Source organism: Nakamurella sp. GG22, from assembly GCF_052976845.2.
This window is the reverse complement of record NZ_JBRIIO020000003.1, coordinates 167965-181609: the sequence shown is the minus strand read 5'-3', so window position 1 is coordinate 181609 and position 13645 is coordinate 167965. Positions and strand designations below refer to the sequence as shown.

The window sequence follows — 13645 nt, the reverse complement described above, 5'->3', positions numbered from 1 at the left end:
CCCACCCCGGTTTCCACTGCGGTGAGATGTCTTCGGACCGCCGCCTCGATGCTGGTCGTCACCGTGACGGTTCTGCTGGGTGCGGCGGGAACAGTGATGGCGTCCACCAGTTCCGCCAGCGCGGACGTGCTGGGGATCTCGGATTCCGTCCAGGATTGGATCTGCGGCATCGTCAACCCGACCGAGCCGTGGGAAGGGGTCGGCGACGGCCCCGAGAGCTGGATGAGCAACCGCAATCTCGCCGGCGCCAGGCAGATCCCGGCCATCCAGGTCGACGCCGCCGGGCGGGCCTTCAGCCCGGTCGCACCGGCCACCGTCGTCATCCCCGACACCATGGACAAACTGCCGGCGCTCCCACCGGGTGACTACACGCTGTATGAGATCTCGGGGTTGCGTGGCTTGTCCTGGTGGACGATCCCATTGAACGTCGACGGCAGCCGGAACTGCAACCTGTGGAACTACGTGTGGTCCCAGGTCGGGAACATGATCTTCACCGTCAGCAAGACCGCCCTGCAGATCACCATCGCGATCAAAGAGGCCGCCGCAGCCGACGACCCGCTGAAATTTTTGTACGACGAATCCGGCGGCGCGGTGGCTACTGTCTTCGCGGTCTTCTTCGTCCCGGTCGCCACCTTGATGTTCATCCTCGCCGGTATCTGGGCGGGCATCAATGCATTGCGCCGCAAAGGTATCCGAGCGGCCGTCGGCGCGGCCGCGGTCGCCGCGGGCATCATCTCGCTGACCGGTTTCCTCTACACGGCGACCACCGGTGGGGTCAACGGGTTCCGCAGCATCGCGGGAACGGTCGACACCGCGATCTCTCAGGTCAACGCCGTCGCGACCAATGCCCTGTTCGATGAGCTGGCCACCGGCAGTGGGGCCTGCATCCTGCCCGACGGCCCGGCCGACGGGATCCGCGGGCAAAGGCTCACCTCCTGCGTGCTGGCCGATGCCCTGGCGTACCGGCCATGGGCGATCGGCCAGTTCGGCGGCGCCGGCGTTGGGCCCGTCCCGTTGCCCGCGGATTGGACAGTTGTCACCCCGGGCGGAGACGGCGCCATTTCGGTTGAGGCGCTGCGGGCGGAGAAGGCGCTGCCCTGCTACGTGGCAGCCGTGGGGGACTGCCAGGATCTGCGGACCTACCTCATCGCCCAGCACGGCGGAGTACAGATCGGTAGCACCCTGTCTGGACAGAACGGGTACCTCAAGTGCGCGGCCGGTGCGACGGCGGCGTTCGCCGACTCCCCGGCGTGGATGTTGGTCAAGAGCGCTGCCGGGGAGAGCGGTGAATCCACCGCCCCCTTGGTTCTGGCGGTGTCGTCGGCGTGCTCGCCGATGTACCGGGTGTTCCGGGCGTTGAGCGAATCGAACGTCACCACCGCCCAGGCGTACGCCGGGGATGTCGGGATAGCCCGGGTCAACCAGGCGTTCTCTTCGCTGATCGGTACGGCTGTCGCTGCCGTGCCGGTGCTGATCACCGGGATCATCACCATGGCGTGGATCGCGTTGACCTTCGCCCTTTACATCACCGGCCCGTTCAAGCTGGCCTTCGCGACCTACACCGGCAAAGCGAAGATGGCGAAGGAATGGGCCGGAGACCTGGTGCACGCCTGGGCATCCCGACTGGCCTACGGAATCCTGCTGTCCCTGACCATCCTGATCATCGCCTGGATGCTCGCCTCCACCTTGTCGTTCGGGCTCCGCTTGGTCTGGTTGGGAGTCATCCTTTTCTTCTTCTGGAAACTCGTGCAGAAGGTGCAGGAACTGATCCGCCCTGGCGCCGCGTCGATCGCACCCAACCTGGCCGGAGACGTTCAACGCCGCACCGCCGGCGGCGCGAGAACTCTTACCCGCACCGCTGTCCGCACGACGGTCGGTGCTGGGGCGGGTGTCCTCGTCGCGGGTCAGCACCGCCGGATGATGGCCGCCGATCCCACCCGCGGGCCGCTGCATCGCACGGCCGGAACCCTGCTCGCACCGGTGTCGCTGCTCACCGGAGGCGTCCGCGGCGCCGTCCTCGGACCCCAGGACGCACGCCGCCGGTCCTACAAAAACCTGGGTCGGGCCCAGCTCACCGCGGTCAAGGCCGCGAACACCGCCAACACCGGCGGCAGCGGGAAGAAGAAGACCACCGGCAAAGCGGACACCGAATCGACGGCCACCGCTGCCGCCAGGGTTGCCCGCATCGCCGGAACCCCGAATCCGAAGGTCAGCAAGAACGGCACCGCCCGGGACACAGCGACTGTCGGTCCTGTCCTGCGGCGGCACCCGCCGCCAAACCCCGCCCGGGCAACCGGGCCGTCGATGCCCACCGGGCAGCCAAAGCAACCGCCCCCCAACGGGTCCCCTGAGACGGTCGCTATCCCGCGTCCGGGCCCGCCGCCGCAGACAGACCGGATCCCGCGGCCCCCCGGACCCCCTGAGACGGTCGCTATCCCGCGTCCGGGCCCACCGCCGCAGACAGATCAGATCCCACGTCCCGCCCCGACCCAGCGGATACCTCGACCCGCCCCGCCGGACCCATCCACCGCCGCTCGACCCTCCACACCGCCACCGGGTGCCGATCGAAACGACGACGACGCACCTGACCGCCGACCGTTGGAACCCGCCTCAGCCGGTCCGGAATGAAAGGACTCACGGTGAAACAGTTCCTCCACCAAACGTTCTCCCCGGCAGGTACCGCCGGTCGGCGCCGCCGCCGCCGACCCACCGTGCTAACCGCTGCTGTGGTGTTGCTGTGGTGGTTGTACGTGGCGGTGGGTGCGAATCTGCCCTGGCTGCTGGCCGGGGTCGCCGCGGCCCTGACCGCGGTGTGGGTGACCCGGGCGCACCCGCAGGTCGCTGTCTGCGCTCTGATCACCCTTGTCACCGCCGCCGTTCCCGCCGTGGTGTGCGTGATCCTGATCGGCCAGCAGGTCATCGGCGCCGGCGACGTAGGTGCCGTGCTCACCGGGTACGTGCTTGCCGCACCGGTGCCAGCCCTCGTTGCCTGCGCGCTACGCCCCGCGTTGATCAACGCCGGGCTGAACGCCCTGCTGGGCTCCACGGTGCTGCTGCTGGCAGCGGTCCCGTGCGTCGTTCTCGGTGACCATGGCGAAAGTGCGGTGGTGTTGATCGTTGCCCTGACCAGCGCGGTAGGGCTCATCTGGCACCGCCACCGGCGAGCAGCCGGAGCCCTACTCGCGGCACTACCGGCGGTGAACGGTTGGACAGATCTGGGGCCCCTGGTACTGCCCGACGGCTCCCGGGTTGATCGGCTTCTCGTCGGGCACGGTCACGCAATCGCCTGCTTCAACCCGACGTCATCAGCACCCCCAGAACAGGGTGCTCTTGCCGCCGCGAGAACCGCCGCCGCTGCCGCGGCCGCGATCGGCCTGCCAGCTGCCCGGGTCCAACCCGTCGTGGTTGTGACCGACCGGGAAACCGCAGGGTTGGAAAGGCATCTGGTCAACGACGGAACCGTGGCGGCCTCGGTCATCGTGACCGGCCGGCACCACCTCGAGGACGTGACCCGGCTGGCCCCCTCTCGTTACCGCAGCCACCGCTGCGCTGTGCTGACCGCGGCCCTGCTACCAGTCCCCACCCTGCAGGCCGCAGCGAAATGACGACCCACGAACACATCTCGGCCGCGAAGGCATCCGCCGACGGCCCGGAGATTCCACAGGCAGGGGATCCGAGCCAGGACATGCCGGCCGCGGTCGGCGTGCTCTGCCAAGCGGCATCCGCCGAGATCGGCATCAGCCGGGCCGGCACGGACCCCTTCGACGCCACCCTTGTTCTGTCCGGCACCGACCCGCAGGGCATGGAAGTCGCCGTGTGGATGCGGCTCACTCCCACCACGATCAACGACCTCACCGAACAACTCGAGGAGGTGCTGCTCGCACAGCAGCAGACCTTGGGAATCACCGGTCACGGCCCCACCGACCCGGACCAGAGCACAGCCGCTGACGGCAGCGACGCAGATCCCGCGGAGGGACGGATCAAGCGTTTCTTCGACCCCATGGGGATCCGCCACCTGAAAGACCGATCCCCGCGCAGCACCGTCATTCTCGGCGGCGCCATCGCATCCCTGGTGGTCCTGGCCTTCATCCTGCAACTGGTCCGCTGATGACACTTCCTAAGAGGACCCCTAGCGATGCAGAACCTGACGGGTCCTTCATCCACCCCGGGAAGCATCCTTGTGAAGAACCAATCCAGGTCATATCAGCTGCTGAGGGCCAGCGGGTAGCCGTGTCCGGGGTCGATCGAGCGGTCCGGCTCAGGTAAGGGCCAAAACGGTTGCGCCGATCGGGTGGTACTGGAAGTGATGGTTGACACGGTCCGAATTGTGGTCGAATATAAATCTGTCAACGAAGCCAAACCGATTGGGCAACGCGTGAGTCAGTCAGCGACGATTCGGGATGTGGCCAAGCGGTCGGGTGTCTCGGTGACCACGGTGTCCCATGTGCTCAACGACGTTCCCGGCAAGCGGGTCAACCCGCAGACCCGGGAGCGGGTGCGGCAGGCGGCGCGGGAGTTGTCGTATCGGCCGAACCGGCTTGCGCAGAACTTACGGAAGCAGCGGTCGGAGACCATCGGGTTTGTCAGCGACCACATTGCCACCTCACCGCATGCCGGCCTGACGATCGTCGGTGCCCAGCAGGCGGCGGCCGAGTACGGATCGCTGCTGCTGTTGATGAACTCCGGCACGGACCCTGAGCTGGAGGAGCGGGAGATCATCGCGCTGCTGGACCGGCAGGTCGACGGCATCATCTACGCCGCGGAGTATCACCGGGTGCTGACGCCGCCTGCGTTGCTCGAGCCGAAGAGCACGGTCCTTCTCGATGCGCGCGCCAACGAAGGGGAGTGGGCGTGCGCGGTGCCCGACGAGTTCGGCGGTGCGGTGACCGCCGTCGGCGCCTTGCTGATGGCTGGGCACCGCCGGATCGGGTATCTCGGTAACGTCGACGACATCCCAGCGTCCGTGGGCCGTCTGGCCGGTTACCGCCGCGCGCTGACCGACTGCGGGATCGATCCTGACCCTAGCCTGGCGGTGACCGATTTGTCGGAGTCGGCCGGAGGTTATCGCGGCGCGATGATCCTGCTGGATCGCCCGGACCGGCCGACGGGGCTGTTCTGTTTCAACGACCGGATGGCGATGGGCGCCTACCAGGCCGCGGCCGCGCTGGGGTTGGCCATTCCCGGTGATGTTTCCATCGTCGGTTTCGATGATCAGCAGATCATTTCCGCGGGCCTGCGACCGGGCCTCACCACCGTCGCGCTGCCTCATCTGGAGATGGGGAAGTGGGCGGTGCACACGTTGATGAAGTTGATCAACTCCGAGAACCATTCGCCTATCGAGCAAGTCGTCCTGGATTGCCCACTGGTGCAGCGAGCATCGGTGGGCCCGCCGCCCGGCCACTGAGGTTGGTCGGGCGGCGGGTACCGCCCCATTCCCATCCCGCCCGCTGCAACGGGCGGTCCGTTGTCCGGATTCACCGGACTGCAATGAGTTGGAGGACTCCGTGGTATCGCACACCCTGAAGCGCCTCGCAGCGGCCAGTTTAGCCGCAGCGCTGGCACTCTCCCTTGCCGCGTGCGGCAAAGGAAGCTCCAGCAGCAGCGACAGTGGGACGGACGCCAATGGCACCGCCACACTCAAGCTGTGGACCCACAACGCCGGGAACGAGACGGAACTCGCGGCGATCAACCAGATCGTCGGTGACTACAACGGCAGCCAAACGAAGTACAAGGTCGAGGTGCAGGCGTTCCCGCAGGATTCCTACAACCAGTCGGTGACCGCCGCCGCCGCGTCCAAGACGCTGCCGTGCATCCTGGACACCGACGGGCCCAACGTCCCCAACTGGGCGTGGGGCGGGTACCTGGCACCGCTGGACGGGCTGGAGGAGCAACTGTCCAAGTTCCTGCCGAGCACCGTCGGCACCTGGAACGGCAAAAATTACTCCGCTGGGTACTACGACGTGGCACTGGCCATGTACGCGCGGAAATCGGTCCTGGAGAAGAACAACATCCGGGTCCCGACGATCGACAAACCGTGGACCGCTGAGGAGTTCAACGCCGCGCTGGCCACGCTCAAGGCGACCGGTGAGTGGACGAACCCGCTGGACATGGCGACTGCCAATACCGGTGAATGGTGGCCGTACGCGTACTCCCCGTTCCTGCAGAGCTTCGGCGGAGACCTGATCAACCGCACCGATTACCAGAGCGCCGACGGGGTGCTCAACGGCCCCGAGGCGCTGGCCTGGGCGAAGTGGTTCCAGAGCCTGGTCACCGATGGGTACATGGCAGCCAAGTCCGGCAAGGACGCCGGCGCGGACTTCCTCAACGGAAAGAGCGCCATCGTCTGGAACGGCTCGTGGGGCGCCGAGGCGGCCCGCGAGAAGCTCGGCGACGACGTCGCATTCATGCCGCCGCCGGACTTCGGCAACGGCCCGAAGATCGGCGGCGGGTCCTGGCAGTGGGGCGTCAGCGCCACCTGCGAGAACAAGGACGGGGCGCTTGACTACCTCAAGTTCTCGCTGCAGGACAAGTACGTCGCGGCGGTCTCCGAGGCCACCGGCACCATCCCGGCCACCGACGCCGCGGCCGCCCTGGTCAAGGGCTACGAGCCGGGTGGGGTGAACGATGTCTTCCGGCAGTTCTCGAAGAAGTTCTCCGAGGTCCGCCCGCAGACCCCCGGCTACCCGTTCATCGCCACCACGTTCACCAAGGCCGCCCAGGACATCGTCAACGGCGGGGACCCGCAGGCGGCGCTGGATCAGGCGGTCTCCGATATCGACGCCAATCAGCAGTCGAACAACTTCTTCCAGCAGCAGTAGTCCCCCCTTTTTGGTCGACCGTGCGGGGCGCGGGGCGCTGTGCCCCGCACGGTCCAAGGGCTCTACTAGGAGACCCCCATGACACAAACCGCAACCATCGAACCCCGGGTACCGGAAAGCGCTGTTCGCACCAAGCAGCGACGGCCGGGCCGCAGCCACGGTCGTGCGGCGGCCTGGCTGGTCGCACCGGCTGCCGTCCTGATCGTCCTGTTCATCCTCATACCTATCGCGTTGACCTTCGGGCTCGCGTTCACCAACGCAAAGCTCATCTCCCCGGAACCCGCCAGGTTCGTCGGGGCGGACAACTTCACCCGTCTCTTCCAGGACCCCGTGTTCTGGAAATAGCTGCGGAACACGATCCTGTTCGCGATCGTCGTGGTCCCCGTGCAGGCCGGCTTCGGACTCGTCCTGGCATTGCTGATCAACGCGAAGGTCCGCGGCGTGAACTTCTTCCGCACGGTGTACTTCCTGCCGGTGGTCACTTCGATCGTCGTCATCTCGCTGCTGTGGCAGTTCATGTACCAGCCGGACGGGCTGATCAACTCCTTCCTGCGCACCATCTCCGGCGGCGCCATTCAGGGCACCGACTGGCTGGGCAACCCGAATACAGCACTCGGCGCAATCATGCTGATGTCGATCTGGCAAGCCGTCGGCTTCCACATGGTCATCTGGCTCTCCGGACTGCAGACCATCCCCGGCGACCTCTACGAGGCATCCGCGCTGGACGGGGCCAGTACCTGGCAGAACTTCCGTTACGTCACCTGGCCAGGATTGCGGCAGACCCGGACGTTCATCCTGGTCACCATCACCATCTCGGCGTTCAGCCTGTTCGCCCAGATCCAGGTGATGACCCAGGGCGGACCTCTCGACGCCACCAGCACCGTTGTCTTCCAGGCGGTCCGGGCCGGGTTCGCCCAGCAACAGACCGGCTACGCGTCGGCGATCTCGCTGGTCTTCTTCGTCCTCGTCCTCGCCGTTTCCCTCGTCCAGCGGTACCTGACCCGTGACAAGGACGCCAAATGACCACCACCAGCACTAGCGTCACCACCCCACCCGCGGTCACCGGGACCGCACCGCCCGGGCCCGGCCGCCGGATCGGCGGGTTCATCGTCCGCATCCTGCTCTGCCTGGTCTTCGGGCTGCCACTGCTGTTCATGCTGGTGTCCTCGCTGAAACCGGACGTGCAGATCTTCGGTGACCTCACATCACTGAAGGCCTTCGTCCCGGTCGGCGACATCTCACTGGACAACTACACCGCCGTTTTCAACCGGGTCCCGTTCTGGCAGTTCCTGATGAACTCCATCCTCATTTCCGTGCTCACCGTCGTGCTCGGTTTGATCGTGAACAGCATGTGCGCGTTCGCGTTGGCACGACTGAAGTTCCGCGGCCGGGCGATCATGCTCGGCGTCATCATCGCCACCCTGATCGTGCCGTTCGAGACACTGGCACTGCCGCTGCTGTGGTGGGTCAACAAGCTTCCCTATTACGACGGGAGCATCGGCTGGCTGGACACCTACGAGGTGCAGATCATCCCGTTCATCGCCAACGCCTTCTCGATCTACCTCTTCTATCAATACTTCGATTCCATCCCGAAGGAACTGGACGAGGCCGCGATCGTCGACGGCGCCGGCTGGTTCACCATCTACCGCAAGATCGTCATGCCGCTGTCCGGGCCGGCCATCGCCACCGTCGCCATCCTTACCTTCCTACCCGCGTGGAATTCCTACCTGTGGCCTTTGATGGTGGTGCAGACTGAGGAACTCAGGCCGGTGATGGTGGGCATCGACTACTTCAAGCAACTCAACACATCCTGGGGTCAGATCATGGCCTACGCCTCGCTGATCACCATCCCCGTCCTGGCGCTGTTCGTGGCCTTCCAACGTTCGTTCATCAACAGCATCGCCTCCAGCGGCGTGAAAGGCTGACCATGTTCCGGCTCCCCGACGCCTGGCTGTGGGACTTCTGGCTCGCCCAGGACAACGGCGAATACCACCTGTTCTTCCTGCACGCCTCACGGGCACTGCACGACCCCGATCGCCGCCACCTCCGCGCGGCGGTCGGGCACGCGGTCTCCACCGACCTGCGCCACTGGGAACAGGTACAGGACGCCTTGGTGCACGGTGACGCACCAGATTTCGACCAGACCGCCACCTGGACCGGGTCGGTGATCAAAGGGCCAGACGGGACCTGGTTCATGTTCTACACCGGCACGACCCGCGAGCCCGACGGCCGGCTGATCCAACAGGTCGGTGTCGCCACATCACCCGACCTGCACCACTGGACCAAACACCCGGACAACCCCATCGTGACCGCGGACCCGCGCTGGTACGAAAAGGGCGGCAGCCAACCATGGCACGACCACCACTGGCGCGACCCGTGGGTACTGGAAGACCCGGCCGGCGACGGCTGGCACCTGCTGATCACCGCACGGGCCAACCACGGACCCGATGACGACAGAGGGGTCATCGCCCACGCCACCTCCAAGGACCTACTGCACTGGGACGTCCACCCCCCCCTCACCCAACCGGGGGCCGGATTCGGGCACCTCGAGGTCCCCCAACTGGTCACCATCGACGGCCAACACCTGCTGATCTTCAATTGCCTGCCTTCGGAATACTCCGGATCCCGGCGAACAGCAGGGGATCAGGGTTCCATCTGGGCGGCGCCGGCGGACAGCCCACTCGGTCCGTACCACGTCGCTGACGCCGTCCCACTCACCGACGATCACTACTACGTCGGGAAACTGATCCAGGACCCAGCAGGAAACTGGATCATGCTTGCCTTCGAAAACCGCGGCAGCGAAGGACACTTTGTCGGTGCACTCACCGACCCCATGCCCATCAGCTGGGACAACGACAAACCAGTCGTCAAAGCCGCACCACCTCAAGGGAGTCGGAGGCTGACCGTGACCCAGACCTGACCGACATCGCCCCCAGACGCAGCGGCCTTCGATCAAACCGTGCAAACTCGCCAACCAGGCAGAACGGCGAGACTCAAATCGTTCCGGCCGTCAGCGCAGACAGCGAGTAATTCCTCTCCCGCTCGATCACGAAGCCGGTGCCAGCAGCCCAGTACTGCCGGCACCGGCGTCGTTACTATCGACCCTATGGGGGATTCGCCACCTGAAGATCGATCCCCACGCAGCACCGGAATTCTCGGCGCGGCCATCGCATCCATCCCTGGTGGTGGTGGTGGTCCTCGTCCTGCAGTTGGTCCGGTGATGACTTCTTCTACGCACAAAGAGTCCGCCGCCGCTGGGTCCTTCTCGGAGTCGTTGTTTGGCTGTCCTGGCTCTTCGATCAGCCTCGAACAGGTGCAAGATGCGGTGGCTGAGTGGGGGAGTGCAGCCACCCCGGCGGTCATCGGCCTGCTGGTCCTGCTCGTCGTGGGGAGGGTCGAGCTAATACCTGCACCGGCCGCTGGGCGCCGTGTGCGTCGCCGGGCGGTCAGGCTTCTCCAATGAGAACGCTGGCCCGGGATGTCACGGCCACCGCGGGCCACAGTCGCCCGCGGTGACCTGAGGACCTGTCCATTCGCAGACAACATTCCGTATTACCGGTGTAACGGTGTCCTGTGTGGCAGGTGAGGCTTTGGGCATCGTTGATGAACGCCCCAGCTGTGAGGTGACCTGTGACCGTTCGAGCCCAACCTGCTGTGCCTAGGTCGCAGCACTACCGACCAGGACGTCCAGAGCCGAGCTCCCGACGTTTGAGACCCGAATCCCGAGGGGGGAGGGACGGGTCAAGCGTTTCTTCATCTGCAGATGGTCTGTTGATGACACTTCCTAAGTCGCAGAGGGTTCGAGGTCGCTGGGTGGTTGTCGGGGTCGTTGTTTGGCTGATCCTGGCTTCCTCGATGAGCCTGGAGCAGGGACAAGATGCGGTGGCCGGGTGGGGGAGTGCAGCCACCCTGGTGGTCTTCGGCTTGCTGGTCCTGCTCGCAGTCGGGCGGGTCGCGTTGATCCCGCTACGGGCCGCCGGGTGCCGCGTGCGCCGCTGGGCGATGAGGCAACTCCGATGACAACGCTGACCAGAGATGTCACGACCGCGGCAGGCCTGGCCGCGGCGGTGCTGGTGTCATTGATCATCGTCCGCGTCACCGCATCCGAACCCGCACTCACCCCCGCTGAAACAACGACAAGTGCTGCTTCAAAAGCTCCGGTGCCGGCGCCCGCCGTCGCGGTGACGAGCCTCAACTCATCATCAACCGCTGATTCGTTGCCCGCGGCCCGCCCGCTGGGCACCCCACCACCCCAGCAGCCGCCGGCGCAGGCGTCGGCGACGCTGGTCTTGTCCAGTGGGGCTCCGGTTAACCCGCGCCTGGACCGAACCCCCAGAACCGCGCGGCCCGCGTCGACCGCATCGGTGACTGTTGCCCTGACAGCACCGCCGGACAAAGCGAACCCGCAGGTGTTCCGCGATCCCGCCGCGCTCGCGGCGTCGTGGCTGGCCGCGTTGTGCTGGTACGACTACCGCACTGACCGAGACGACAACACCCGCCGCGCCGCCACCTACGGGGACACCACAATGCCGCGGGGCCAGGACCCGTGGACGCTCGACGAACCGGCATGGGCCCACATCACTGGAACCCGAACGAGTTCGGCCTGCACCAACATCACCGCCACCGTGGACATGGCTTCTCGCAACGGCCGGGGCGAGGCAACAGTCACCTTGACTGCCACTCAAGTGCTGTCCGCCGCAGGCACCGCCTACCAATCCGTCCCTATCGACCTCACCCGCATCGTGCAACGAGATCCCGCCGGACACTGGCGGATCGGACGACCGGTCACAGCGAATTGAGCATCAAACGCAAGGCAACCAAAATCGTGCTGCGGTGGGCGATCGGCGCCGCCGCCGGAATGCTGGTCTCCTGGCCGGTGCTCCTGGGCCTGGTCCTGCTCATGCTGGTCATCATCATTCTGTCCAGCGCCGGAGGTCCGGCCGCGTTGGCCCCGCCGGCGCCGGCCGCCAGCAGCTACAGCTGCACCATCAACCCTGCAGCACCACCACCAGCACGGGCCAGTTCCGGCACGGCAGTCACCTCGGCAGCGGCGCCCGCCGGGAACTACGCCGGCATCACCCTGAACGACCAGCAAATGAAGGTGGCCGGCACCATCACCGCTGTCACCAAGCAGATGCGCCTGACCCGCCGCGCCGCGAGATCGCCCTCGCCGTCGCCATGCAGGAGTCCACCCTGAACCCCCAGGCGGTGAACGGGCCCTGGGTTGGCCTGTTCCAACAAGCACCCGACCCCTCCAGTGGCCTCTACAGCCAGTACGACCGAACCCACCCGGCCGGTGCCACCAAGATGTTCCTGGAGCAGCTGGTGCGCCGAGTACCCGGATACGACACCGATCCCCGGCAGAATTACGAGCTCGGCGAAGTCGTCCAGGAATCCCACGTTGGACAGAACGTCGCGAAGTGGCAGGACATGGGCAGGGCACTCGCCGCGGTCCTCTACTCCGGCACCCCGCCACCACAGGTCAACACCACCTGCAGCACCGTTACCACCGGTGCGAGCACCGAATTCGACGCCGGCAACATCATCAGCGACGCGATCTTCTATAACGACTCAGCATTCCCCGACGTCCCCGCCGTCCAGGTCGCCTTGGACAGAATCGGCGCCACCTGCAGCGCGCAGTCCTGCCTGCGCCGAGGCACGTACACACCCGGGGCGTACCAGCTGGCGTGGTGCAAGGACTGGGCCGGCCCAGTGGGCCCGCAGTCCTACGCGAGCATCCTGTTCCACCTCGGAAAGTCCTGCGGCATCAACCCGCAGGTCGCGATCGTGATCGTGCAGAAGGAAAGCCAAGGCTTCACCCGCCCCAACCCACCGGCAGCGCTCACCGGGTTCGGCTGCCCGGACACCGGCCCAGGGGGATCAGCGAACTGCGACGCCAACAAGGCCGGCGTATGGGCGCAAACCTTCGGCATGTACCAGGCATTGGCCCGCCTCCATGTCGACCCTTCCAAGGTGAACTACCCAGAAGGGAAGACCAGCAACATCCTCTGGAACGTGGCCGAAACCGGCTGCGGCAGCGCACCAGTCACCATCAAAAACCGCGCCACCGCCACCCTGTACACCTACACCCCGTATCAGCCCAACGCCGCCAGCCTGGCCGCCTACCCCGGCGAAGGCGACAAGTGCAGCTCCTACGGGAACCGCAACTTCTTCCGCCTGTTCCAGTCCTACTTCGGGCCAACTGGCGGCGGCAAACCCACGAAGGTCTCCGTATCCGCGAACGGCCCGGACGTCACCATCCCCAACAACGCCTACGTCACCCCAGCGCTGGCCGGGAAAACCATCAAAGCCCCCACCCCGGCCGTCGCCAGGGGTCTCGCCGCCGGGTTTGCCGTCCTCGGCCTCCCGTATGTCTGGGGAGGGGGCGGCAACGGCGCCGGCCCGAACAACGGCTGCGGCCGCGGCGGCGGCGACTACAACTCCTGCGGAACGGAGATCGGCTTCGACTGCTCCGGTCTCACCGCGTACGTCCTGGCTCAAGCCGGCTACCAGGCCCCCGACAACTCCGGTACCCAACGCGCCGGCGGTGTCCCCATCCCCTGGGAGCAGGGGCAACCAGGTGACATCGTCGGCTTCCCCGGCCACGTCGCGATCTACCTGGGCACCATCGACGGGCAGCGGTACATCTTGGAAGCCTCCTGGGTCGGCACACCGATCCATGTGGTCCCGCTGACCAGAACCGACTACGACAACCAACTCCACCGCTATTGGACAGCCATTGACTCAAGATGAAGACGTGACGGGCGAATCGCTCAGGACATCTGGGCGCTCGGAACCAGGCTTGGCGCACCATCCGGGGAGGAACC

The 13645-nt window shown here is 66.1% G+C and carries 11 protein-coding genes and 1 pseudogene; all 12 read left to right on the top strand.

Translation table 11 applies throughout. From position 1 onward, the window contains the following. Positions 1–48: 48 nt before the first annotated feature. The 12 genes and pseudogenes from ACVBEQ_RS05080 to ACVBEQ_RS05025 all read left to right on the top strand — a co-directional run bounded on the left by ACVBEQ_RS05080 (position 49) and on the right by ACVBEQ_RS05025 (position 13571). Entirely contained in the window at positions 49–2628 is a 2580-nt protein-coding gene (locus tag ACVBEQ_RS05080; RefSeq protein ID WP_447152340.1) for a hypothetical protein, read from the top strand. 11 nt (positions 2629–2639) lie between these two features. Further along, entirely contained in the window at positions 2640–3605 is a 966-nt protein-coding gene (locus ACVBEQ_RS05075) for a hypothetical protein (RefSeq protein WP_447152339.1), read from the top strand. Continuing rightward, positions 3602–4108, top strand: a complete 507-nt coding sequence (locus tag ACVBEQ_RS05070) for a hypothetical protein (RefSeq protein WP_447152338.1) — start codon at positions 3602–3604, stop codon at positions 4106–4108. The genes ACVBEQ_RS05075 and ACVBEQ_RS05070 overlap by 4 nt, the downstream gene beginning before the upstream one ends. A gap of 294 nt (positions 4109–4402) precedes the next feature. Then, on the top strand, positions 4403–5404 hold the full coding sequence (locus ACVBEQ_RS05065; protein WP_447152337.1) for a LacI family DNA-binding transcriptional regulator: 1002 nt from the start codon (positions 4403–4405) through the stop codon (positions 5402–5404). Positions 5405–5504: 100 nt separating this feature from the next. Beyond that, entirely contained in the window at positions 5505–6818 is a 1314-nt protein-coding gene (locus ACVBEQ_RS05060; protein ID WP_447152336.1) for an ABC transporter substrate-binding protein, read from the top strand. 78 nt (positions 6819–6896) lie between these two features. Then, a pseudogene (locus ACVBEQ_RS05055) lies at positions 6897–7841 on the top strand (carbohydrate ABC transporter permease). Then, complete coding sequence (locus ACVBEQ_RS05050; RefSeq protein WP_447152335.1) at positions 7838–8743, top strand: carbohydrate ABC transporter permease; 906 nt, start codon at positions 7838–7840, stop codon at positions 8741–8743. Before ACVBEQ_RS05055 ends, ACVBEQ_RS05050 begins: the two are co-directional and overlap by 4 nt. 2 nt (positions 8744–8745) lie before the next feature. Beyond that, on the top strand, positions 8746–9738 hold the full coding sequence (locus ACVBEQ_RS05045; RefSeq protein ID WP_447152334.1) for a family 43 glycosylhydrolase: 993 nt from the start codon (positions 8746–8748) through the stop codon (positions 9736–9738). Between the two features lie 854 nt (positions 9739–10592). Continuing rightward, positions 10593–10838 (top strand): hypothetical protein, encoded by a 246-nt coding sequence (locus ACVBEQ_RS05040; protein ID WP_447152333.1) that lies wholly within the window; start codon positions 10593–10595, stop codon positions 10836–10838. Further along, positions 10835–11617 carry a hypothetical protein gene (locus tag ACVBEQ_RS05035; RefSeq protein ID WP_447152332.1) on the top strand — a complete coding sequence of 261 codons (783 nt, stop codon included), beginning with the start codon at positions 10835–10837 and terminating at the stop codon, positions 11615–11617. Before ACVBEQ_RS05040 ends, ACVBEQ_RS05035 begins: the two co-directional genes overlap by 4 nt. Then, on the top strand, positions 11614–12015 hold the full coding sequence (locus tag ACVBEQ_RS05030; RefSeq protein WP_447152331.1) for a hypothetical protein: 402 nt from the start codon (positions 11614–11616) through the stop codon (positions 12013–12015). The genes ACVBEQ_RS05035 and ACVBEQ_RS05030 overlap by 4 nt, the downstream gene beginning before the upstream one ends. Further along, a complete protein-coding gene (locus tag ACVBEQ_RS05025; protein ID WP_447152330.1) occupies positions 11997–13571 on the top strand; it encodes a C40 family peptidase in 1575 nt (524 codons plus the stop codon). Before ACVBEQ_RS05030 ends, ACVBEQ_RS05025 begins: the two co-directional genes overlap by 19 nt. Positions 13572–13645: the final 74 nt, after the last annotated feature.